23 protein-coding genes are annotated in these 22,859 nt (G+C 31.0%); 16 read left to right on the top strand and 7 right to left on the bottom strand.

The genetic code is table 11. The annotated features are described in order from the left end of the window. Positions 1–272: 272 nt before the first annotated feature. The 5 genes from FYJ81_RS07220 (at position 273) to FYJ81_RS07200 (ending at position 5,606) form a co-directional block, all read left to right on the top strand. On the top strand, positions 273–1,169 hold the full coding sequence (locus tag FYJ81_RS07220) for a DUF7916 family protein (RefSeq protein ID WP_107504513.1): 897 nt from the start codon (positions 273–275) through the stop codon (positions 1,167–1,169). A gap of 373 nt (positions 1,170–1,542) precedes the next feature. Further along, entirely contained in the window at positions 1,543–3,483 is a 1,941-nt protein-coding gene (locus tag FYJ81_RS07215) for a BglG family transcription antiterminator (RefSeq protein ID WP_119517773.1), read from the top strand. An 11-nt stretch (positions 3,484–3,494) separates the two neighbouring features. Further along, positions 3,495–3,935, top strand: coding sequence for a PTS sugar transporter subunit IIA (locus tag FYJ81_RS07210; protein WP_119517774.1), 441 nt, complete (start codon positions 3,495–3,497; stop codon positions 3,933–3,935). A 5-nt stretch (positions 3,936–3,940) separates the two neighbouring features. After that, positions 3,941–4,225: a PTS sugar transporter subunit IIB gene (locus tag FYJ81_RS07205; protein WP_019469010.1), complete on the top strand. Its 285-nt coding sequence runs from the start codon at positions 3,941–3,943 to the stop codon at positions 4,223–4,225. Positions 4,226–4,247: 22 nt separating this feature from the next. Continuing rightward, a complete protein-coding gene (locus FYJ81_RS07200; protein ID WP_119517775.1) occupies positions 4,248–5,606 on the top strand; it encodes a PTS ascorbate transporter subunit IIC in 1,359 nt (452 codons plus the stop codon). A gap of 54 nt (positions 5,607–5,660) precedes the next feature. On the opposite strand, the gene FYJ81_RS07195 is transcribed toward FYJ81_RS07200, so the two are convergent. Beyond that, on the bottom strand, positions 5,661–6,479 hold the full coding sequence (locus FYJ81_RS07195) for an acyl-CoA thioesterase (RefSeq protein ID WP_119517776.1): 819 nt from the start codon (positions 6,477–6,479) through the stop codon (positions 5,661–5,663). 40 nt (positions 6,480–6,519) lie between these two features. Then, complete coding sequence (gene panE / locus FYJ81_RS07190) at positions 6,520–7,437, bottom strand: 2-dehydropantoate 2-reductase (RefSeq protein WP_119517777.1); 918 nt, start codon at positions 7,435–7,437, stop codon at positions 6,520–6,522. Between the two features lie 527 nt (positions 7,438–7,964). Between panE and FYJ81_RS07185 the strand changes: the two genes are divergently transcribed. Next, entirely contained in the window at positions 7,965–8,816 is an 852-nt protein-coding gene (locus FYJ81_RS07185; RefSeq protein WP_119517778.1) for an NAD-dependent epimerase/dehydratase family protein, read from the top strand. 464 nt (positions 8,817–9,280) lie between these two features. Here the strand turns inward: FYJ81_RS07185 and FYJ81_RS07180 are convergent, their stop codons facing one another. Then, on the bottom strand, positions 9,281–11,737 hold the full coding sequence (locus tag FYJ81_RS07180) for a glycoside hydrolase family 2 TIM barrel-domain containing protein (RefSeq protein ID WP_119517787.1): 2,457 nt from the start codon (positions 11,735–11,737) through the stop codon (positions 9,281–9,283). 44 nt (positions 11,738–11,781) lie between these two features. Then, positions 11,782–12,711, bottom strand: coding sequence for an alpha/beta hydrolase (locus tag FYJ81_RS07175; RefSeq protein WP_181187325.1), 930 nt, complete (start codon positions 12,709–12,711; stop codon positions 11,782–11,784). 254 nt (positions 12,712–12,965) lie between these two features. On the opposite strand from FYJ81_RS07175, the gene FYJ81_RS07170 reads away from it, so the two are divergent. The 4 genes from FYJ81_RS07170 to msr(A) all read left to right on the top strand — a co-directional run bounded on the left by FYJ81_RS07170 (position 12,966) and on the right by msr(A) (position 16,852). Further along, entirely contained in the window at positions 12,966–13,523 is a 558-nt protein-coding gene (locus tag FYJ81_RS07170; RefSeq protein ID WP_182474475.1) for a TetR/AcrR family transcriptional regulator, read from the top strand. A 256-nt stretch (positions 13,524–13,779) separates the two neighbouring features. Next, positions 13,780–14,361, top strand: a complete 582-nt coding sequence (locus FYJ81_RS07165) for a TetR/AcrR family transcriptional regulator (protein WP_154409506.1) — start codon at positions 13,780–13,782, stop codon at positions 14,359–14,361. A gap of 13 nt (positions 14,362–14,374) precedes the next feature. Next, on the top strand, positions 14,375–14,926 hold the full coding sequence (locus FYJ81_RS07160; RefSeq protein WP_107383537.1) for a hypothetical protein: 552 nt from the start codon (positions 14,375–14,377) through the stop codon (positions 14,924–14,926). A 459-nt stretch (positions 14,927–15,385) separates the two neighbouring features. Beyond that, entirely contained in the window at positions 15,386–16,852 is a 1,467-nt protein-coding gene (gene msr(A), locus FYJ81_RS07155; protein WP_119517790.1) for an ABC-F type ribosomal protection protein Msr(A), read from the top strand. A 543-nt stretch (positions 16,853–17,395) separates the two neighbouring features. Here the strand turns inward: msr(A) and FYJ81_RS13235 are convergent. Beyond that, complete coding sequence (locus FYJ81_RS13235) at positions 17,396–17,521, bottom strand: hypothetical protein (protein ID WP_268233628.1); 126 nt, start codon at positions 17,519–17,521, stop codon at positions 17,396–17,398. Beyond that, a complete protein-coding gene (locus FYJ81_RS07150) occupies positions 17,518–18,213 on the bottom strand; it encodes an aspartate/glutamate racemase family protein (RefSeq protein ID WP_119517791.1) in 696 nt (231 codons plus the stop codon). Before FYJ81_RS07150 ends, FYJ81_RS13235 begins: the two co-directional genes overlap by 4 nt. A gap of 226 nt (positions 18,214–18,439) precedes the next feature. Here FYJ81_RS07150 and folE point away from each other — a divergent pair, with 226 nt between their 5' ends. From folE to FYJ81_RS07120, 6 genes are all read left to right on the top strand, one after another. Continuing rightward, positions 18,440–19,072 (top strand): GTP cyclohydrolase I FolE, encoded by a 633-nt coding sequence (gene folE, locus FYJ81_RS07145; protein ID WP_107383540.1) that lies wholly within the window; start codon positions 18,440–18,442, stop codon positions 19,070–19,072. 20 nt (positions 19,073–19,092) lie between these two features. Next, the gene (locus FYJ81_RS07140) at positions 19,093–19,863 is read left to right on the top strand and encodes an SDR family oxidoreductase (protein ID WP_119517792.1); all 771 of its coding nucleotides are present in this window, start codon (positions 19,093–19,095) and stop codon (positions 19,861–19,863) included. A gap of 381 nt (positions 19,864–20,244) precedes the next feature. Further along, positions 20,245–20,757: a GAF domain-containing protein gene (locus tag FYJ81_RS07135; RefSeq protein ID WP_107504503.1), complete on the top strand. Its 513-nt coding sequence runs from the start codon at positions 20,245–20,247 to the stop codon at positions 20,755–20,757. A 12-nt stretch (positions 20,758–20,769) separates the two neighbouring features. Beyond that, entirely contained in the window at positions 20,770–21,210 is a 441-nt protein-coding gene (locus tag FYJ81_RS07130; protein ID WP_107504502.1) for a carboxymuconolactone decarboxylase family protein, read from the top strand. A 77-nt stretch (positions 21,211–21,287) separates the two neighbouring features. Continuing rightward, positions 21,288–21,974 carry an SDR family NAD(P)-dependent oxidoreductase gene (locus FYJ81_RS07125; RefSeq protein WP_119517793.1) on the top strand — a complete coding sequence of 229 codons (687 nt, stop codon included), beginning with the start codon at positions 21,288–21,290 and terminating at the stop codon, positions 21,972–21,974. A gap of 121 nt (positions 21,975–22,095) precedes the next feature. Next, positions 22,096–22,455, top strand: a complete 360-nt coding sequence (locus FYJ81_RS07120; RefSeq protein WP_107383545.1) for a 4-fold beta flower protein — start codon at positions 22,096–22,098, stop codon at positions 22,453–22,455. 96 nt (positions 22,456–22,551) lie between these two features. Here FYJ81_RS07120 and FYJ81_RS07115 read toward each other — a convergent pair whose 3' ends face one another. Next, entirely contained in the window at positions 22,552–22,728 is a 177-nt protein-coding gene (locus FYJ81_RS07115) for a hypothetical protein (RefSeq protein WP_154409504.1), read from the bottom strand. Between the last annotated feature and the right edge of the window lie 131 nt (positions 22,729–22,859).

Here is a 22,859-nt window from a genome sequence, read left to right as displayed (position 1 = left end):
CTTGTAATATGTATATTAAAATATAATATCACATTTATATTTACTACTCACTACTGTTTTGAAAATTAACTAAATTAAAATTCAAAAGATTGTAAATGTATATAGAAGTAGTTTTTTATTTAAAAAAGAATAATAATAAGTAGAGGGTGTGTATAATGAAATGTAGAGTAATCCTGTGTAGTTATTACGAAGGAAAAGAACATCATTATTATATAATGTAGTTATAATAAATAAAATGGCAACTAAAGTATATATTAAGGAGTGGAATCCAAATGGTTAAGCGATTATTAAGTAACAATGCTTCAGAACTACTAGCAATGACAGGTGAAGAATTGAAACAGAGTATTAAAGCTAGTGCTGGACGGGTGGTTTTATCTGAAAATATAGTAACAGAAACGCCTGTCGTGCCAGATATTACCAATGCTGAAATAGCGCGTGCGTTTGGTGCCGATTTGATTTTACTAAATGGCTTTGATGCGTTTCATCCAAAAGTGAAAAATATAGAAGAACATGAACAGGTTATAGAAACATTAAAACAATTCGTTGGTAGACCCATTGGCGTGAACTTAGAACCTGTTGATGACGGAACAAATATGTATGATCAACACTTAGAAATTGCAGAAGGACGTCAAGCAAGTCCTGAAACGGTTCAAGTACTTGAAGCATTAGGGGTGAACTTTATATGTATGACAGGAAACCCTGCAACTGGCGTATCTAATAAGAAAATAGTTGAAGCAATACAAAATACAAGAAATCATTTTTCTGGTTTGATTATCGCTGGAAAAATGCATAGTTCAGGTGTAGATGAACCTGTGATTACAAGAGAATATGTAAGGGAATTTCTTGAAGCGGGTGCTGATATTATACTAGTACCTGCAGTGGGTACAGTGCCAGGTTTCGATGAAGCGCAACTTAAAGACATTGTCAAAGAAGTTCATCGTGAAGGGGGACTTGTCATGTCAGCAATTGGTACGAGTCAAGAAAGCGCTGATCCAAGTACTATTAGAGATTTTGCCATTCGAAATAAAATATGTGGTGTGGATATTCAACATATTGGTGATGGTAGTTTCTGTGGTTTAGCACCTGTGGAAAATATATTTGAATTAAGTAAAGCATTGCGTGGAGAAAGACACACGTTGTCAATGATTGCGCGTTCTATTAATCGCTAATAAAATTACAATATATAAATTCTAGTTTTCAAATATTAATTGGTTTATTTTAGATTGTTAAATATACCCAAAAGTATTTTATTTGTGGTTAGAACGGTTAAACAGTAATAACTCATTTGAAGTAACTACTTATAAGTTATTGGACATCAAAAAATGAAGATATAGAGGAGAGAATGCAACACATTAACGTTGGATTCTCTTTTTTTATATTTAATCGATATTTTTTATATAAAATGTTTATTCAATAAATTATAATTTGAAAAAGTGATCGTTTATATTAGATGTGCAACTTTTCGGATTATGAGACGAAAGAGATTACACATCTAAAAGTACGAGTAAGCGGTTACAATAAATATGTAAGGAGGTTGCTCATGTGTTAAGCAAGAGACAGCATCATATATTAACATTCTTACTTGAACGTGAAACGTTCATAACCATTCATCATTTAGCTATCCAATTCAATGTTTCAGAAAGGACGATACAGTACGATTTAGAATATATAGAAAGTATGGCACAACGCTTGGATTTAACTATTTCTAGAAATAAAAATGCAGGTATAATGATTAAATCTAAAATGCCCTTGAATGATATTGTTCCAAAATATATGGCGACTTCAATACATTATTCTAAAGAAGAAAGAATACGTTATATCATATTAAAGTTGTTTGAATCTAATACGCCAACATCTTCTAAAACGTTGGCCGATATGGTATCCGTTACACGTAGAACAATCGTTGAAGATCTAAAAAATGTACAAACTTGGTTATCTTCTTATGATTTAAAGTTAGAATATATTAAAAATAAAGGATTTATCATACAAGGTGAGGAAACAAATTACCGCAAAGCATATGCGACACGTGTCCATGAATATTTTCAAAATCATACACATCAAATAGGGCACAAGCTATTTTCGAACAAAGCTTTAGAAACGATTCGATTGACGGTAGTGTCGGTATTATTTGAAGCGGATTATCAGTTAGTACAAAGTGCGATTGATGGATTAATTTATCATATTTTAATTGCAATACATCGAACTAAAGAAAAATTTGTTTTTGAAATACCTGAAATGGAATATAACAAATTGGCAGAAACGGACCATTTTCGTGTGGCATTACTCATAAAAGCATCTTTGGAAGAAAAGCTAGATATACAATTCCCTAAAAGTGAAGCAGGTTTTATTACCTTACATTTGTTAGGTGCTAAAACTTCAGAGATGAATCAAAAGCACGAAACAATCGATGACTTAGAAATTCTAACCGAACAATTGATAGAACGTATGAGTGGTGACTTAGGTATAGATTTAATTAACGATACTAAATTATTAAATGGTTTAATTGTTCATCTGAGACCAGCTATTCACCGATTAAAATTTGATATGACACATAACAATCCTCTAGCAGAAGAAATCTTACAACAATATCATCACATCGTAGAAAGATTACGCAATCATATTTGGGGCGTTGAAGAGAATTATCATATTTGCTTTAACAAAGATGAGCTTGCATACATTACGTTACACTTTGCTTCAGCGATTGAACGTATTTCTGCAATTACTACAAATGCTATAAAAGTAGTGCTACTTTGCGGTTCTGGTATTGGTACTTCACAATTATTGAGAAGTAGAATGCGCCATATTTATCCTGAACTTGAAATTGTAGATGCTTATTCAATCTACGAAATTGACGAAACATTATTAAAACATGAAGGCGTTGACTATATCATATCAACAGTACCATTTGAACATGCGTCGATACCTATACTTAATGTTTCGCCATTTTTAGATAAAAATGATCGACAACAAATTAACACAATCATCAATAATTCAAGAGAACAATATGTGCATGATATCAAAGGTTTAGGGCCTACTTTGAAAGAAGTCTTACCAGAAAATAGAATTTTAACACAACAACCTTCACTTTATAGAAATGATGCCATTAAGCAAAGTATTGAAACTTTGGTTGATGCTCAAATTGTTGATTGTATTTATGCCGATGAAATTATTGAACAATTAGATGCATTTGGACCTTATATGGTTATAAGTCCACATATTGCTTTAATTCATGCGCAACCAACGCACGTTAAAGGGACAGTAGGTTTTAGTATTACACACTATCAAAAAGGTATTTATTTTGGGCATGAACAATATGATCCTGTTTATATCATTGTTACATTAGCAACCGCTCAACCACAAATTCATTTAAATGCCCTGAGACAACTTAGTGAGCTGATTATGGATGACAAAACTAGAAAGATATTACTTTCAGGAAATATTGAAGCAATTATGCACTGTATAAATGAAGTGAGTCAACGATAAGGAGGGAAAAAATGACTTTAGAAATTTTATCATCAGATAAAGTGCAAGTACTTGAACAAGTTGAAAGTTGGCGTGAGGCAATTAATATAGCTGCAAGTCCTTTACAAGAACAAGGTTATTTTCAACAAGCGTATATTGATGACATGATTCATAGTGTAGAAAAATTAGGACCATATATAGTTATTGCTCCAGAAATAGCAATTGCACATGCTCGACCGAATAATAATGTGAAAAAGATAGGTTTGAGTTTGTTAAAGCTAAATCAACATATTAACTTTTCAGAAGAGGGGCACTATGCTTCATTGGTTTTTGTATTAAGTGCTATTGACAATGAAGGACACTTAGAAGTATTGAGAAATTTAGCTAGGACATTAGGCAATCAACAGACAGTGAATAATTTATTGAATGCACAAACATCAAGTGAAATTATAAATATATTTAAAGGAGAATGATGACAATGAAAATTTTAGTAGTATGTGGGCACGGATTAGGAAGCAGTTTTATGGTTGAAATGAATGCACAAGAAGCACTGAAAAATTTAAATGCACCATCAGATATAAAAGTTGAACATAGTGATGTTATGAGTGCGAGTCCTGATATGGCAGACTTATTTATTTGTGGGAGAGATTTAGAAGAAAACACAAAAAAATTAGGTGATGTCATTGTATTAGATAATATATTAGATAAAGAAGAATTACAGCAAAAACTAGATGAAAAATTAAAAGATTTAAATATACTTTAATCATTAATAAGGAGGTAAGATTATGAAGCCAATTCTTGATTTTATCGTCGATATTTTAAGTCAACCTGCGATATTAGTTGCTTTAATTGCATTTATTGGATTAATTGTCCAGAAAAAGTCGGCAACTGATATCACATCAGGTACGATAAAGACGATTCTAGGATTTTTAGTTTTAAGTGCGGGTGCTAATGTAGTAACACAATCATTAGAACCATTTGGCAAGATTTTCCAACATGCATTTGGTGTGCAGGGTGTTGTGCCTAATAATGAAGCGATTATATCAATCGCTTTGGAACAATATGGTACGACTGCAGCATTAATCATGGTGTTTGGGATGATTGTGAATATCATTATTGCGCGCATTACTAACTTGAAATATATTTTCTTAACTGGTCATCATACATTTTATATGGCCGCATTTTTAGCAATATTATTGTCAGTTGGTCATGTGACAGGTACATTAACGGTGATTATTGGAGCGGTTATTTTAGGTTTAATTATGGCAATACTACCTGCACTAGCACAGCCTACAATGAAAAAAATAACTGGAAATGACCAAGTTGCTTTGGGTCATTTTGGTACATTGAGTTATTGGGCTGCTGGAGAAATAGGTAAATTATTTAAAAGTAAATCAAAATCGACTGAAGATATCAATTTTCCTAAGGGGTTAAGCTTTTTAAGAGAAAGTACGATTAGTATTTCTTTAACAATGACATTGCTTTACTTTGTAGCATCATTGTTTGCTACACCTACTTTCGTGCACTCAGAAATCAGCGATGGACAAAACTTCATTGTGTTTTCACTTATTCAAGGTGTTACGTTTGCAGCTGGTGTGTTCATTATCTTAACGGGTGTTCGCTTAATTCTTGCAGAAATCGTACCTGCATTTAAAGGTATATCTGAAAAGTTAGTTCCAAATACGAAACCTGCGTTAGACTGTCCGATAGTCTTCCCTTATGCACAAAACGCTGTGTTAATTGGCTTCTTTGTCAGCTTTATTGTAGGTGTGATTGGGATGTTCATCTTATTCTTATTTGGTGGTGTCGTGATACTTCCAGGTGTGGTGGCACACTTCTTCTTAGGTGCTACAGCAGGCGTCTTTGGTAACGCACGCGGAGGTATTAGAGGTGCGATTGCTGGATCTGCATTAAATGGATTATTAATCACGTTCTTACCATTATTATTCTTGCCATTCTTAGGTGAATTAGGCGGTGCTGCTACTACGTTCTCAGACACAGATTTCTTAGTAGTGGGTGTCGTGCTTGGTAATGTAGCGAAATATATGGGCATCATTGGCATTGTTGGTTTAATTGTTGTTGTCGGTGTGGTGTCAATTTTACTACAAAAACGTGCGAATCAAAAAGCGATGAAAGAACAGTAATCATAAAAAAACCTAGGCTATGCAAAATCATAGACCTAGGTTTTTTGTATTGTCTTATTCTTTATAATAAACAAGTTGAGTTGTCGTAGCTAATAATTCTCCATCAGAACTCCAAATTTCGCCAGTTTGGTCATAGAAACCATCATTAAAATTAAGTGCGCGCGTATGTCCTAATACGTGATTCTTGCTGTGCTGTGCTAATGTTGCCGTGTCTGAATGAAAGTACACAGTAAGAGAAACGGTACCTATTGGGACAACTTTTTCACGACGGACATATATTCTTGGGAAAAAAGCATCACACATTGAGGCAAGAGATAAATAATCTAACGGTCTATTTGGTTTGTCTTTCATCCATTGTAATGTAACTGAATCTGCATGATTTGATTTAGTGTAAGCTCTAGGTGCACCTTTTATTATTTTAATATCATATTGATTTACCCAGGGTGGAACTTCTGTTAATGATAAACTGTCCACATTCTCTGCGTTTGGTACTTCTGGCATGTTTAATTCGGTTGAAGACCATGTATCTCTTTTCTTTGCGGTAACTGCAGTCGCTGTAATGACTATATTATGATGTTGGCGCAGTTCGACATACCAATGTTGTGTAGAGCGATTGCTTCTTACTGGATTTGCATTTATGGTAAATGATCCATCTTTGACAGGTGCTGCGTAATTAACAGTAAATGAAACTGGGTTACCAAGACAATCGGAATGTTCTATAATTGCTCGTAATAATATTGATGCAATCACACCACCAAAAGGGCCAACCATATTGGCATAATCAGAAGAAGTATGTCCATGATAAACGCCAGTTTCTTGTGACTTTAAGTTTGTTGCGATATCAAAAGGGTGTGCGTACGTATTTAATGTCATTTGTATGCCTCCATATAATTTTTAGCTTACATTTAAGATTTTATTGAAGCATTTCTTTATAAACTTTATGATTTTGATATGAAGCATAAAGCAGTGGTGCATCTAATTGATGTTCTTCGGCTAAATTCAGCAAATAACCTTGTAAGTGATCGGCTTCAATATTTAATCCTTTTTCCATATCACGCTGCATAGATGTTTTGAAATGGTAAGATAGCTTAGAGAGTCCTTTCATATATTTATCAACAATTATTTTATCAATCGGGACTTGGTGACTTCTCATAATGGACGAGACTTCTTCATATAGTGATTTGATAAAATCAGTGCCACCTTCACTGTCACGTATTGGTCCGATTGGTGCATGCATCATTGTAGTTACACTTGATAATACTGTAATCATTAGATATTTTTGCCACATACCACGCTCAATATCTGAAGTTAAAATAAATTCAGATTTTGTATTAGCGAAAGTATCCTCTATTAATTTAGCTCTTTCACTATTTGTGCCATCTAATTCTCCAAAGAAAAGTTTATCGAAATCACTTGTTTGTATGACTTCACCAGTGGCATTTAATGAAGTTTCAATGATGCAATAACCACCCATAATTTTATTTTTACCAAAAACAGCTTGTAATTTTGGAATATGTGCAACGCCGTTTAACAGCGGAATAATCACTGTATGATCCCCAACAAATGGTTTTAAGTCATCGATTGCTTGCTCAAGATGATATGATTTTGAAGATAGTAAAATCACATCAAATGGTTCAGCATGATCTTCTCTAGTAATCAATTGTGGGGTGAAACTATAATCACCATTGTGGCTATGGATGACTAAGCCATTCCTTTCCAAATAAGATTTTCTTTTCGGCCTTACTAAAAAAGTAACATTTTTATGGTTCTCTGCTAAACGACCACCAAAGTAGCCACCAATTCCACCTGCTCCTAAGACTAAAATACGCATCTTAAACACTCCTTAATCTATGTAATGATTCATATTGTTATTTATATACCACTAAAAGTTCAAAGTTACGCATCGGAAATGAATGGAAAAATTAAGGGCAGGTTAATCGTATAATGTAATATACAATAAATTTATAATACCTAAGAACATCCATTCATATTTGAAAAGAGGGGTAACAATCTATATCAAATTGTAAGAACATTAAATTTTTGATGATCATGTAATGGATTGTCTGGAAAATTGCAAAAATAAGAGGAATTTATCTTAGTCCATTGTTTATTGTTACGCACTCTGTGGGTATATTTAATAAATGAATCATTGAGTGAAAGTGATGATTGTTATATACCAAATTTTTGAAATATAGAACAATGCACATATCATCAATTTGATATTTATAATGAACATGACTTTTAGATGTTTCATAATCTTTTCAAGGTCACGTGTATCGTCATCTTTGAAAGATATAAATCATTCAGTCAAGTAACATAAAAATAACTATAAAATGTGATTAACAAAGGTGGATTATGATGACAAAAGTATTTGTAACTGGTGCTACAGGTCTTATCGGTACAAAATTAACCAAACGTTTATTAGAAGAAGGCTATGAAGTAGCTGGATTAACAACGTCTAAAAAAGGTGAAGAAAAACTAGTTCATGCAGGTATTAAAGCATATATTGGTAATGTTTTAGAATATGAAACGATAGAAAGTAGTATTGGTGATTTCAAACCAGACATTATTATGAATGAAATTACTGATTTAAAACAAGTTGATATGTCAGCCAACACAAAAGTTAGAATAGAAGGTACAAAAAATCTTGTTGATGCAGCAATTCTGCATGGTGTTGAACATATCCAATCACAAAGCATTGCCTTCGCATATGAAAGTGGTCATGGGTTAGCAACTGAGGATACACCTTTAGATTACGAGTCTAAAGGTGATCGTAAAATCACAGTAGACGGTGTTGATGGACTAGAAAAAGAAACCGCTCGAATAAAAAATTACGTCATTTTACGTTATGGATTATTATATGGTCCAGGTACTTGGTATGGCAAAGATGGCATGATTTATAAGCAATTTATGAATAATGAAGTTTCAATCACAGAAGGGATTCAATCATTTATTCATATAGATGATGCGATTGAAACCGCGATACAGGCCTTAAACTTTGATTCGGGTATTTATAATGTAGCAGATGATGATCCTGTAAAAGGTAATGTTTGGGCTGACTGGTATGCTAACTTATTAAACGTAACACCTAATATTAATATAGAACCTGCAGCACCTTTTGAACGCGGTGTAAGCAATGAAAAGTTTAAAATGCAAGGTGGGAAATTAATATATAAAACATGGAAAGATGGAATGAATCCAATAACCTAGATTTAGATATTTTTAGAAAATGGCATAAACTAAACATTGGTATGAGATACTATTAATGTATATTTTTATTGTAAAAAGCCTTAACACTGATATGGTTAAGGCTTTTTCTATTTCTTAATTAATTACACAACATTGAATAAAACAAAGGATTAAGGTGTCAATTAGGGGGGAGCTAAAAGGTTTCATTAAAATCAAAATAATAATGTTATTTATTATCTATAAATCTGATTAATAAAACGAAAACGCCTATAATAAAAACTAGGAAAACATGTTTTGAAAAAGAAATAATTATTTCTAGCTTATATTCATTTGGAACTATAGCTTGGAAATTACTTATAACTTTTTTTATTTATAGAGATTTTTAGCGTTAATAAAGTATATTTAGAAAATAATAACGAATATTAAGGAAAGTTAATGGTTTTCATGTATTTAAATGACATCATAAAAATAAAATATTGTTTTTATTACTTAACTGGAATAGATATCGTTTTTTTCGCACAATCTTTGGCTGATACGGAAATTTTGATTTCACCTTCCTTATTTTTTGAACGAATAACTGCCAGCGCTTTGCCTTCAAATGTAGTGGTTTCGTAATCAAAAAAGTTTTCAGTACTTGTAGGATTAGCACTACCAAATCCTTGAAGTACGCCCTCTCCTTCAACATCTATAGTGACTCTTCTATCTTTTAAAGGATGGCATATTCCATTTTCATCAGTAATTGATATCATGATATATGCTAAGTCTTGAGCAGTTGGTTGTAACGTTTCACAATCAATATCTAAATTTAACATTAGGTTAACATCTGCCGATTGTAAGGTAGTGCGGCCGGTTTCTTTCCCACTTGTATATGCAATAGCTGTAATTTCACCTGGATGAAAGTGAGTGTCAAATATAGCAGTATAGTTATTTGATTCGCCAACTTGTTTTTTGCCAAGACATTGATTATTTATAAATACTTCTACTTCATCAGCATCAGAATAAATTTCAATTTTTATTGGTTGTGCTTCATAACCTGGCCAGGACCAACTTGATATGCTATCGCTCCATGACCAAGGTGTTGTATTTGCTTTTTTGCCATAATAATTAGGTTTTTGAACAGCGATGTATGGATTATTTCTTAACCCCCATACAATCTCTCTATAAAAAGATTGTGGACGACGATTTCCAATGATATCTATATCCCCACAATATGCAATGTACCATGGATATGAACCATACATATTAGAGTTGCTATTTGAAGTGTAATCTATTTTACCAATACCAGCTTCTCCAATGTAATCCCAACCAGTCCAAGTAAAATCGCCTAAAAGATAATTATGTTTTTTGACCGATTTCCAATTTGTGGCAATATCTTTAGGCATTGTTTCGGAACCAACAATTAAACGATTGGGATAGAGATCTCCATCCAACTCGTATCTACCATTCATATAATTATACCCAGCAATGTCTACACTATCGAAAGTTGCTTCAGTTGCTTGACCTACTTTTTCATGAGCAACAATTTGATTCATCATACCCATAAGACTTCCCATCACATTATTAATGTCTGCTTTATCACTAAACATAATTTCTTGCTCATTGTTGGTACTTTTTATAATTTCTTCTAAGTCATCCATAACTGTGAGCAAACCGTTAACCGAATTTATAATAAACCTACTGTCATCCAAGGAACGTGTTTTATTAGCTATTTTTTGATTCCAATAGGCGCCTATATCCGTACCGACCTCTTGGATTTCGTTTCCGATGCTATATATAATTACGGAAGGATGATTATAATCTTTATCAACCATTGATTTGATTTCAGATTCCCACCATTCATGGAAATATAATGCGTAATCATAGTCAACTTTTGCATTGTTCCATACTTCAAATGCTTCGTCTATGACAAGCATGCCGATTCGATCACAAGCATCTAACATTGCTTTAGATATAGGATTGTGTGTACTTCTTATCGCATTAAATCTTGCATTTTTTAAAATTTTGATACGGCGTTGTTCTGCTTTATCAAATGTCGCTGCACCTAGTACACCATTATCATGGTGAATACAAGCACCACGTAAATTAATCATTTTGCCATTCAATCTTAAACCGGACTTTCTGTCTAATTGAATTTTTCGAATGCCAAATTGTGAAGTTGCTTCATCGATTAATTCGTCTTCGACAAGTATTTCTCCTTTACAATGGTATAAATTTGGGGAATCTATTGACCAAAGTTTGGGTTCAGGTATATATAAGCGCTGTCTAATTGAGATGCTATCACCAGCAAAAATTGAAAAAGCTACTTTATTTGAAGTCACAATACCTCCTTTTTTGTCCTTGATTTTCGTAAGAAAGTCTCCATACTGTGTAACCAAACTTTCATTTTTGATTACTGTGTTTACTTCAATAACTGCTTGATCATCTTCAATGTCAATTGTATTGATTTTCATTCCGTCTAATTGGATATGCAAAGGGTTGCCAACTATTATTTTTACATTTCTATAAATACCGCTACCTGTATACCATCTTCCATTAGGTTCAGCACTTGTATCTACAATAACTTGAACTTCATTTTCAGTGTTAAAATTTAAATATGGTTTAATATCAATATAAAAATTGGTATACCCATATGGATGTTTACCAGCATAATCACCATTTACGTAAACTTTTGCATTCATATAAGCGCCTTCAAATTCTAATGAAACAACCTTATCTCGATATGAACTTGGAACGAAAAATGATTTACTATATTCATATTTCCCTCCTGGAAAGTAGCCTGTGTTATTTTGGTTTTTAGTATTTGGGTCTCTTTCCTCTAAAATCATTGCATCATGAGGTAATGTCACCTCACTTATAGTACGTTCATTATCATTTGTCATTTCATTAAGTAAGCTTTGTACTTTACTAAAGTACCATGTATTATTAAAATTTTGTCGTAACATTGTATCCTTCTTCCTGAATTTTGAATTTGTAAATAAAAAACTTTTTAATGAATGAGTGACGCAATATCTTCTACTGCTAAATCCATTTCATCAATAGGCATAATAAAGAAACCATGTATTAATCCGAGCATTCTTCGCATAGTCACAGTATTACCATTCTCAATGAGCAATTGTCCGTATGCTTCTCCTTCATCACGTAGCGGATCGTATTCAGCTGTATAAATCATTGTATCTGATATATCATTTAGATATTTTGCTTGAATCGGTGATACATATGGGTTCAATATTTCAGAAGTATTATTTAAATATAGTTGGTAACATTGTTGCATTGTAGACTTTGTAAGTAATGGTCCGTCTTGAAATTGAAGCATACTTTCATAATTGTTATTTTCATCGTTCGTTAACACACGTGCATCAACTGCTGGATAAAATAAAATTTGCTTCCAGAATTGAATACCATACTCATTTTTTAATTTTAAATTCAGTGCCGTAGCTAAGTTTGCACCTGCGCTTTCACCCATAATCACCAATTTATTTTTATCAATATCTAAATTTTCAGCGTTTTCTTGTAACCATTGCGTTACAGCTAAACAATCCTCTAATCCTTTCGGGAATTTGCTGTTTGGTGCTAATCTATAATCAATAGAAAAAACCTTACATCCCACTTTATTAGCAATTTTTCTTAATGATATTTCGGCCATATCTAATGTGCCACTACACCAACCACCACCGTGAATGAACAAAATGGCTTTTTTTGATTTTATATTTTCGGGTTCGTAAATTCTTATCGGAATTTTTACATCTTCTGTATTAACAATACGATCTTCTACATATGCAATGTGAGGTGCTTGTTGTTTTAAGTAATTCATAATTAGTTTAATATCATCATCTGATATAGCGTCACTAGTAAGATTTAAATTTGTTTCTATTTGTAGTTTTTCAACGAATTTAGTAATGCTGTTACTTATTTTCATAATTTTTATCATCCTTATTTTTTAAATGTTATTGAACTTTATGTTGTAAAATGAAAATTTTGCTTGATATACTTATTCTCATAATTTCACTTATTTTAAAAATTCATTTATTAAATTTTCACTCCTTTGCTGTTTAACATATGATTAAACTTAAATAACTTGTGTTGATAATTGAGAGTATAAGGAACGAAAACTTATAAATTCAACTAACGAACGATGTAAATAGCTATAAAGCAACATTAAGGAGGGATTTGTTGCAACATAATCGCGCTAATTTAGAAAAAAATGGTACAAAAGAATGGATATTTCAAGCTTTACTCATTTTACTGAGAGAAAAAAATTTAGAAGTTATAACTATTACTGAGATTTGTGAAAAAGCAGGCGTTAATCGATCCAGTTTTTATAGAAATTTTGTTAGTAAGGAGGATGTCATTGCAAAACAATTAGATTATGATTTTAAAAAAATAGTAAAGTTGCTCAATGATAATCATAGTGCAACTTACATTTATAGCTATATATTTATAAATTGTAAATACGTTATTGAACTGGCGAATTATAATTTAGACTACATTATGTTCGAATTTTTAAATCAATTACAACAACGTATTTTAAAAACAAAATACATCACTGATGAAAAAGATAAATTAATATCTGTATATCACATTGCAGGCGTATTAAATATCTTATTACATTGGTTGAATTCTAAAAAAGCTATATCTACAAAAGAATTAACGCAAATCATTAAAGATCAAACCGGAGAAGTTTCGAAGCATGATCTTATAAAAGTGCTTTCTTTGATCGTTGATAAATAGCACTTATAACTTAAACAAAGGCTTATATAAAATCTAAACGTGTTCTCACTCTAATATTGAAAATCTTCACATTTTGATGATTGTTACAAGTAATCATCAAAAAACAATATGATATCAGTTTTTTTAACTTGTAAAAGACGGCAATTTCTATTAGAATTGCCGTCTTTTTATAAGCTTTTTTAGACTATTATTTATCTGTTTTGATGGTGTTGATTTTATTTAACACACTTGTATTAAAATATGTTAGACTGAGAACATGCCAAAAATAATAAATCACGAAAAGAAGAAAGTACAAATTATTCAATACGCTTTCGACTCAATTGTAGAAAATGGGGTTAAGGGTTCTACTGTAAGACAAATTGCGAAATTAGCTGAAATGACACCTGGACAGATTAGATATTATTTTCCAAATCATTCAGAGTTATTAAATGCTGTAATGTCTACAGTGGAATTAAAAGTGAGGAGGAGAATTGAAATAATATTTACGTCCGAAAACCTTAATACAATAGACAAAGCAAAAGCAAGTTTATTATCGGTATTACCATTAGATCAAGAGAGATTAGCTGATATGGAAGTATGGATGGCATTTCGATATGACATACATGAATATGGCCAAAGTACATTTGATGATGGGATAGATCAATTATGTAATAGTGTTCTGACATTATTAAAAAACGAACATTTGTTGAAGGATAATTTGAATATTCATCTTAACTCTATGAAATTACACGCATTAATTGACGGTTTGGCGTTGCATAAATTACTTAACCCAAACGGAATTTCAAACGATGATATTCAAACAATTGTAGATGAAGAAATAGTTAGATTAACGCAATGAAGGAGGACAGCCCATGAATTTTATCGTGTGGCTTATAATTTTTTGTGAAATTGCCTTTTGGGTTGTAATATTACTTGGTTTGGTAACAAGATATATCTTAAAACAACAAAAACTAGGTTTTTTCTTCCTAGCACTTACACCTGTTATAGATTTAATATTGCTTATAACAACAGTAGTAGATCTCATGAATGGTGCAACAGCTGAAATGCCGCATGCTATAGCTGCAGTTTATATTTCAGTATCTCTTGTATTTGGGAAGAGTATGATAAATTGGGCTGATGATAGATTTAGATATTATGTAATGAAACAAGGTCCCAAACCTTATAAACTCGATGGTTTAGCATATTCTAAAAAATATTTTAAAAGTTGGTTGAAACATTTACTTTCTTATATTATAGGTACAGGAATTTTACATTTACTTGTTTATTTAATTAATGATAAAAGTCGTACAGAAGCCATGGATGGTGTTATTCATATTTGGACAATTGTCATTATTATAGACTTAATTATTAGTATTTCATATTTTGTGTGGCCGCCTAGAAAAGAAAAAAATCATAATGAATAAGAAAAGAGAAAACGGCATCACAGCAATGTCCTTATAATATATAATATTTATCACCTTAATAGCATGCCAGTTTCTGTAATCGACTGGACAGTATGTTTAATCGTATTGATGATTGTTCATGAGCCTTATTCTTAGTTAGATATTGTAAAAAGAGTAATGAAATGTTATCTTGATAGTACTTTATTAAGCGAGGAGGATTAAAATGACTGCTTCTATGAGACTGAGATAACCCTTTTTGAATACAAAATTAAATTAATTCAAAAAGGCTTGTCCGCAATACACACTCATAGGGTGACGTATGTCATTTTTTATCCTTTGATAGGAATAATAAGCACTTTTAAATACTAAAACTTCAGTAATAAACTTTAGATATTTGAAAGTGTGATGTGAATGAGACGGGAGTAGCCTGTCTCATTTTTTTGCGTACACGTCCTTTAAATATACAAGGAGTGTATAAAAATGGAAAAATACACAATTAAATTTAACCAAATTAAACATAAGCTGACAGATTTTCGATCCCTTAATATTGAAAATCTTTATGCTTATCAATTTGAAAAAATAGCACTTATTGGAGGTAATGGTACTGGCAAAACCACATTACTAAATATGATTGCTCAAAAAACAAAACCAGAATCTGGAACGGTTGAAACGGATGGCGAAATTCAATATTTTGAACAGCTTAACATGGATGTGGAAAATGATTTTAACACATTAGACGGTAGTTTAATGAGTGAACTCCATATCCCTATGCATACAACCGACAGTATGAGTGGTGGTGAAAAAGCAAAATATAAATTGGCTAATGTCATATCAAATTATAGTCCGATATTACTTTTAGATGAACCTACAAATCACTTGGATAAAATTGGTAAAGATTATCTGAATAATATTTTAAAATATTATTATGGTACTTTAATTATAGTAAGTCATGATAGAGCACTTATAGACCAATTTGCTGACACAATTTGGGATATACAAGAAGATGGCACAATAAGAGTGTTTAAAGGTAATTACACACAGTATCAAAATCAATATGAACAAGAACAGTTAGAACACCAACGTCAATATGAACAGTATATAAGTGAAAAACAAAGATTGTCCCAAGCCAGTAAAGCTAAACGAAATCAAGCGCAACAAATGGGACAAGCATCATCAAAACAAAAAAATAAAAGTATAGCACCAGATCGTTTAAGTGCATCAAAACAAAAAGGCACGGTTGAGAAGGCTACTCAAAAACAAGCTAAGCATATTGAAAAAAGAATGGAACATTTGGAAGAAGTTGAAAAACCACAAAGTTATCATGAATTCAATTTTCCACAAAAAAAAATTTATGATATCTATAATAATTATCCAATCATTGCACAAAATCTAACATTGATTAAAGGAAGTCAAAAACTGCTAACACAAGTACGTTTCCAAATACCATATGGCAAAAATATAGCACTCGTAGGTGCAAATGGTGTAGGTAAGACAACTTTGCTTGAAGCTATTTACCACCAAAAAGAGGGGATCGATTGTTCTCCTAAAGTGCAAATGGCATACTATCGTCAACTTGCTTATGAAGACATGCGTGACGTTTCATTGTTGCAATATTTAATGGATGAAACGGATTCATCAGAATCATTCAGTAGAGCTATTTTAAATAACTTGGGTTTAAATGAAGCACTTGAGCGTTCTTGTATTGTTTTGAGTGGTGGGGAAAGAACAAAATTATCGTTAGCAGTATTATTTTCAACGAAAGCGAATATGTTAATTTTAGATGAACCAACTAATTTTTTAGACATTAAAACTTTAGAAGCATTAGAAGTGTTTATGAATAAATACCCAGGAATTATCTTATTTACCTCACATGATACAAGATTTGTTGAACATGTGGCAGATAAAAAATGGGAGCTAACAGAACAATTTATTTATGATATAACTTAAAAACTAAAGCCAAGAAAAATGATATAGATTTAATTTTTGGAATTTATAAAATTATTTGAGCATCACCTAGAAGTAATGTTTGAGTAATAAATTAAGTTGAACAGGAAGTTGATTTTGTCTTAACAGCAATGAATATAAAATCAGTAACTCAACTAACTAAAAAATGCATAACAGTAAAGTAAACATTATTATCACAATAGAAATTATGGTTCTATACAAATTCATAAAGTTATCATGTGACATGTTAAAAGCGACTTCTTATTATTCAGAAGTCGCTTAATAATTTTAAAGTCTAATATTATGCTAATTGTAAAGATTTAATGCTATTTCTTAATTATTGAGATTTCAACTTATTATTGATAATAAGACTGAAATATTAACGCTAAGAATCATTAGGAATAATACTTTTAAGAATTCTGGAGAAATTAGCCATTTTTCGTTTTAATTTATCAAATTGATGCGATGAATATACTTTGTTATTAATCATATTTAATCATGTTTTATTGACATCACAAGTATTTGAAAAAGTGTTTAATTAAATAATTATTTGACAGTATCAATACATTCAAAACAATACAAATGATTATTTTTATGCACGCCATTTAAAAAACCATTTAAACAAAAAACATCTTTATGGCAATTTTCACATTTACCAATTAATTCTCTCATTTAAAAACCTCCTCAACCATTTTATTTACATGAATATCCATTGTTTCTAAAATTGGAATATTAAAATCATTTTTATCAAAAAGCATTTGTAATTCTGTACATCCTAAAATTAAACCATCAATATTGTCTTCTTTTGTCATTCGACTGATGATTTTTAGAAAGTCTTCTTTAGTTTCTTGATTTACAATACCATTTTCCAATTCATCAACAATTTTTTGGTGTATTAGTTGTTGTTCATTCTCATTAGGTACGACAACATGCTTATTATTTTTGGTGAATTGTTTTTTGAAAAAATCATGTTCCATTGTAAATTTAGTTCCTAAAAGACCTAATGATTGTAAGTTTTCTTCATCTGCGCATTCATATGTTGCATCTACGATACTGATCATTGGTACATTTACCATTTTTTCAATTTCATTAAATACTATATGTGGCGTGTTTGCAGCTATAATTATAAAATCTGCACCAATATCTTCTAATTTTTTTGCTGCATTTCCTACATAGTTTGCTAATTCTTCAAATTGATTGTTATTAATATATTCAAAAATATTATACATATTAATGCTATTAATAAATAACTCAGGAAGTGTTTTTTTACTGTTTTTTCTGTCTTGGTACTTATGAATGAAAGATTGGTAATAGTCCACTGTTGATTCAGGTCCGAGGCCCCCAATAATGCCTACATTTTTCATCTTAATTCCTCCAATAACCGTCAAAAAATAAATTTAAACGATGTTATATATTAATCAGTTATTAAATTATTACCCGAATAATTTAATTTCAATGTTAATCAATTATTTGAAAATCTATATTTTATTAAGCAGAACGTTTGTTTTTGCTATTATTTAGATAAATAATAAAGGCAAGCTTAAGCAAGCAATTTGTGATCATAAATAATAATTAAAAAGTGGTGTAGATATGGAAGATATAGATTTGGAAGAAAAAGTAAATGATCTTATCTCAAGTAATTTTGTCAATAATGTTGAAGAGAAAAAAAGACAGATGAATCTTGCAATGGAAAGTGTGAGAAACATCATAGAATTATGTGGAGATGATCCTGATAGAGATGGTCTCATCGATACCCCTTATCGTTTTATTAAAGCTTTTTTAGAATATACAGAAGGGTATAATGAAGATCCTAAAACGCATTTAGCAAAAACGTTTGATGTTAAACAAGACGACATGGTTTTGGTCAAGGATATAGAATTCTATTCAATGTGTGAACATCACTTTGCTCCATTTTATGGTGTTGTTCATGTTGGTTATATACCTAATGAAAAGGTAACTGGATTATCAAAAATTGCTAGAGTAGTCGAAGGATATGCGAGAAGATTTCAAGTACAAGAAAGATTAACAACTCAAATTGCACAAGCAATCAATGAGGTGTTAGAACCTAGAGGTGTCATGGTAGTGATTGAAGCTAAACATATGTGTATGTGTAGCCGAGGTATCAAGAAAGAACAATCTTCTACAATCACTTCAGCTGTACATGGGTTATTTCATAAAAATTATAATACAAGAAATGAATTTTTAACTTTAATCAATAAATAATTAGAATAAGGTGTGTAATTATGTGTAGAAGAGTAGCCTTAATTACTGGTAGTGCAAAAGGTTTGGGTAAGAAAACAGCGCTTGATTTAGCTGCTAATGAAATTGATATAGTTATTAATTATCGAAAAAGTAAGGAAGAAGCACAAAAATTAGTTGATGAAATCAAGCATAAATTTGGTGTGAATGTTATAGCAATCCAAGCAGACGTATCAAAAATAAATGATGTAAAAAATATGATTCAAACAATTATGTCTACTATGGGGCGCTTAGATATTTTAATTCATAATGCAGGACCATTTATTAAGGGGAAGAAAACCATTGTCGATACTACTTATGAAGAATGGAATGCTATGGTTGACGGTAATTTAAAAAGTTTTTTCATTTTAGTTAAAGAAGTTATTCCTATTATGAGGAAGAATAAATGGGGGAGAGTTATAACATTTGGTTTTGATCAAAGCCAAAATATACCAGGTTGGATATATCGAGGCGCATATGCCGCTGCAAAAACAGGTGTCATATCATTAACACAAACTTTATCAAAAGAAGAAGCGCGTTTTGGAATAACATTTAATACAGTTTGTCCAGGTGATATTTTAGGTGATGATAAGGAAAAAAATATAGCTGAGTATAAAAGAAATGAATTATCTCATTTTGAGATTCAAAGAAAAGAATATGGTGAAGATATTTCTCGTGTCATTAATTTTCTTTGTGAAGAAAAATCAAGTTATATAACTGGTGCAACAATCTCTGTGACAGGTAATCATGATGTTATCAACAAATATAATTTATAAAGAAGTACTTTAATATGGATGATAATGTTGTAATTGTAGGTGGGTCTATAGTAAGTATATTTGCAGTAAAGAAATTAAGTAAAAAGGGTATCAAGGTGGCATTAAAATTGTTCAAAGTGAGGAACGATTGCCATATGATAATCCCCCTTTGACGAAAGTGTGGATGCAAGATAATGAAAATACTTCTATACCTTTATTAGAAAAAGAGAATTTTTTGCTGATAATCATATAGAAATTGTCTTAAATACCAACATTTTCAATCACATATTATGATCAATTAGATAAACCACAGGCTGTGTTTTTCACTAATGATTATAAGAATAAAAAAGAAGTACAAGATTATCTTATAAAAAATAAAGAATAAAATTAGGAGTAGTCATAATGACTAATAATTCCACAAACTATGGCAGTTTAGCTAAGCAATTAGTAGCTTTAATAGAAGATGAAGTAGAACCTATTACCATTTTTTCTAATATCTCATCTTTACTTTATTCAAATTTACCAAATGTAAATTGGCTAGGCTTTTATTTTATAAAAAATGAAGAATTATTATTAGGTCCTTTTCAAGGACAACCAGCTTGTTCACATTTAAAATTGGAATCTGGTGTATGCGGAGATGCTGTAACACAGCGTAATTTAATAAATGTAGAAGACGTTTACGAATATCCAAATCATATATTTTGTGATTCAAACAGTAAATCAGAAATTGTATTACCTATATTTGTAGATAATATGATAATTGGCGTGTTAGATATAGATGCACCAACGATTCATCGTTTTAATAAAAATGATGAAGCAAATTTACAAAATATAGTAGAGCTTATAGAGCAAAAATTAACAGAAATAGATTTAAGTATCATGACAGACGTATCTATCAATTACATTAAAAAATAAGGAGTGTATAAGATGAGTTTACGAATGAATTATGAAGAAATTGCCTCAGATAATATTGAATTAATGTATGAAATGGAAAAATTATTGAAAAAAAATACAATCGACAACAAATTGCAAGAATTAATAAAAATAAGAGTTTCTCAATTGAATGGTTGTGCATTTTGTTTAAACATGCACACTACAGATGCTAGAAAACGAGGTATAGACGAAAAGAAAATTTATTTATTAAATGCTTGGGAAGATACTAATATATACAGCGACGCTGAAAAATTGGCACTAGAATTAGCTGAACATGTTACGTTAATTTCTAATCATAAAGTTCCGGATGCGCTCTATAATCGCGTTCGTGAAAATTATAACGAAGAGGAATATGCCGATTTAATATTTACAATTGCACAAATTAATACATGGAATAGAATATCTATATCTATGGGAAATGAATACAATATTTAAATCAAAGGAGTACAAAATATGTCTATAAATAATCAAGTTGCGATTGTTACAGGATCCGGTAGAGGTCTAGGGCTGCTATTGCTATAAATTTAGCAGAAAAAGGTGTCAATATTGTATTGAATTACTTAAATGATGAAAAAAGTATTGAAGGTGTCCAAGAAAAAATTAAAGATTTAGGTTCCAACGCCATTATTGTGCAAGCTGACGTCACAACCATTGATGGCTCGCAGAGAGTAGTTAATGAAGCATTAAAATCATTCGGTACTGTTGATATTTTGGTAAACAATGCTGGTCCATTATTTAGACCAATGTCAATTGAAGACATGACTTGGGAAGACATGTCTAAAAATTTAAATGAAGATATGGGCGCAGCCTTTAATATGACAAAAGCTGTTTTAGGCACTATGAAACAAAATCATTATGGTCGTATTATTTATATAGGATCATTATCTAGTGAAAAACCGTCAAATAATGTAGCTCATCATGGTAGTTCTAGAGCTGCAATAAGTACTTTTTCAAAATATGTAGCACTTGAAATGAGTGAATATGGTATCACTTCGAATGTTGTTGGTCCAGGTATGATAGAAACAGACCGAACTAAATCACAAACTAAGATTATTAAAAGTATTGCCGAAATAACACCCGCTAAAAGAATAGCTAAACCAGAAGATGTTGTTCGTGCAGTTAACTTTTTTGTGAATGACGATGATGGTTTTTACACAGGACATTACTTCCCCGTAAGTGGTGGATTACACTTAAAATAAAAAATGTTTTTAAATTTAACTTTCAAATACTCACAGTATTATTATAGCTTTAACTGTAATGAATTTTTTAATTGTAAAATATATTTTTAACTATAAAAATAAGCATTAAAGAAGGTTTAAAATGAACTTTTACGACAAAAATGGTGATGCTACAGCCTATACCGAAGATAATATCCATATTTATCTTTTTAATGGTAGAGCAGTCGTTTATTTTCAATGTAATAAAGTATATGGTTTTAATGGGAGTCATTTAGGTTGGTTTGAAAATGGATGGATAAGAGATTTAAAGGGTAAATGTGTAATGTTTAGCTCGAAAGCATCTGGTGGCCCAATAAAACCTATAAAAAACAAGGCTCCTAGAAAAAATATAAAAGAAGATATGCCAATTAAAAAGAATAGAAAACAAGTTAAAATTAAAAATATCTATCACTTAGCTTGGTCACACTTAAGTGGCATAGATTTTTTATTACAAGGTGTTTGAAAAATGACTGTTTTAAGCCATCCTTTTAAAACAACTGCTTGCATAGTTATTCATTTTTAGCACAAAATAACTAGGTCATAGTACTGTTATTTTGTGCTATTTTTTATTTTTAAAGTGTTTTTTTAGAGCTTTTTTATCATTATTTTTTTGAAGGGCAATATCATATATCCAACAATCTAAATTAGTTTCTTCTTTAGAAATACCATTAGGCCCAATGCTATCTGTTAATATACAAATACTAGAACCACAAATACGCTCTAATTTTATAGTCATAACATTCTTTTCCAAACACTTGATTTTACAAAAATGATATAAATAGTATGCTAAAGATAGCTTTCATTAATATCTTAAAATGATAATAAATATGTTAGTAATTTATTTGAATAAGGTGATTTAATATAATT

The organism is Staphylococcus sp. McC-251-APC-3A2 (assembly GCF_009695665.1).
In the GTDB taxonomy this organism is placed as follows: Bacteria; Bacillota; Bacilli; order Staphylococcales; family Staphylococcaceae; genus Staphylococcus; species Staphylococcus cohnii.
This window is presented reverse-complemented; position numbering and strand designations above follow the sequence as displayed.

What these genes read in the sequence shown, in the direction of transcription:
- FYJ81_RS07220 (WP_107504513.1), top strand. Translation starts at nt 273, where the DNA reads ATGGTTAAGCGATTATTAAGTAACAATGCTTCAGAACTACTAGCAATG.
- FYJ81_RS07210 (WP_119517774.1), top strand. Translation starts at nt 3,495, where the DNA reads ATGACTTTAGAAATTTTATCATCAGATAAAGTGCAAGTACTTGAACAA.
- FYJ81_RS07205 (WP_019469010.1), top strand. Translation starts at nt 3,941, where the DNA reads ATGAAAATTTTAGTAGTATGTGGGCACGGATTAGGAAGCAGTTTTATG.
- FYJ81_RS07200 (WP_119517775.1), top strand. Translation starts at nt 4,248, where the DNA reads ATGAAGCCAATTCTTGATTTTATCGTCGATATTTTAAGTCAACCTGCG.
- FYJ81_RS07195 (WP_119517776.1), bottom strand. Translation starts at nt 6,479, where the DNA reads ATGACATTAAATACGTACGCACACCCTTTTGATATCGCAACAAACTTA.
- panE (WP_119517777.1), bottom strand. Translation starts at nt 7,437, where the DNA reads ATGCGTATTTTAGTCTTAGGAGCAGGTGGAATTGGTGGCTACTTTGGT.
- FYJ81_RS07185 (WP_119517778.1), top strand. Translation starts at nt 7,965, where the DNA reads ATGACAAAAGTATTTGTAACTGGTGCTACAGGTCTTATCGGTACAAAA.
- FYJ81_RS07180 (WP_119517787.1), bottom strand. Translation starts at nt 11,737, where the DNA reads ATGTTACGACAAAATTTTAATAATACATGGTACTTTAGTAAAGTACAA.
- FYJ81_RS07175 (WP_181187325.1), bottom strand. Translation starts at nt 12,711, where the DNA reads ATGAAAATAAGTAACAGCATTACTAAATTCGTTGAAAAACTACAAATA.
- FYJ81_RS07165 (WP_154409506.1), top strand. Translation starts at nt 13,780, where the DNA reads ATGCCAAAAATAATAAATCACGAAAAGAAGAAAGTACAAATTATTCAA.
- FYJ81_RS07160 (WP_107383537.1), top strand. Translation starts at nt 14,375, where the DNA reads ATGAATTTTATCGTGTGGCTTATAATTTTTTGTGAAATTGCCTTTTGG.
- FYJ81_RS13235 (WP_268233628.1), bottom strand. Translation starts at nt 17,521, where the DNA reads ATGAGAGAATTAATTGGTAAATGTGAAAATTGCCATAAAGATGTTTTT.
- FYJ81_RS07150 (WP_119517791.1), bottom strand. Translation starts at nt 18,213, where the DNA reads ATGAAAAATGTAGGCATTATTGGGGGCCTCGGACCTGAATCAACAGTG.
- folE (WP_107383540.1), top strand. Translation starts at nt 18,440, where the DNA reads ATGGAAGATATAGATTTGGAAGAAAAAGTAAATGATCTTATCTCAAGT.
- FYJ81_RS07140 (WP_119517792.1), top strand. Translation starts at nt 19,093, where the DNA reads ATGTGTAGAAGAGTAGCCTTAATTACTGGTAGTGCAAAAGGTTTGGGT.
- FYJ81_RS07135 (WP_107504503.1), top strand. Translation starts at nt 20,245, where the DNA reads ATGACTAATAATTCCACAAACTATGGCAGTTTAGCTAAGCAATTAGTA.
- FYJ81_RS07130 (WP_107504502.1), top strand. Translation starts at nt 20,770, where the DNA reads ATGAGTTTACGAATGAATTATGAAGAAATTGCCTCAGATAATATTGAA.
- FYJ81_RS07120 (WP_107383545.1), top strand. Translation starts at nt 22,096, where the DNA reads ATGAACTTTTACGACAAAAATGGTGATGCTACAGCCTATACCGAAGAT.
- FYJ81_RS07115 (WP_154409504.1), bottom strand. Translation starts at nt 22,728, where the DNA reads ATGACTATAAAATTAGAGCGTATTTGTGGTTCTAGTATTTGTATATTA.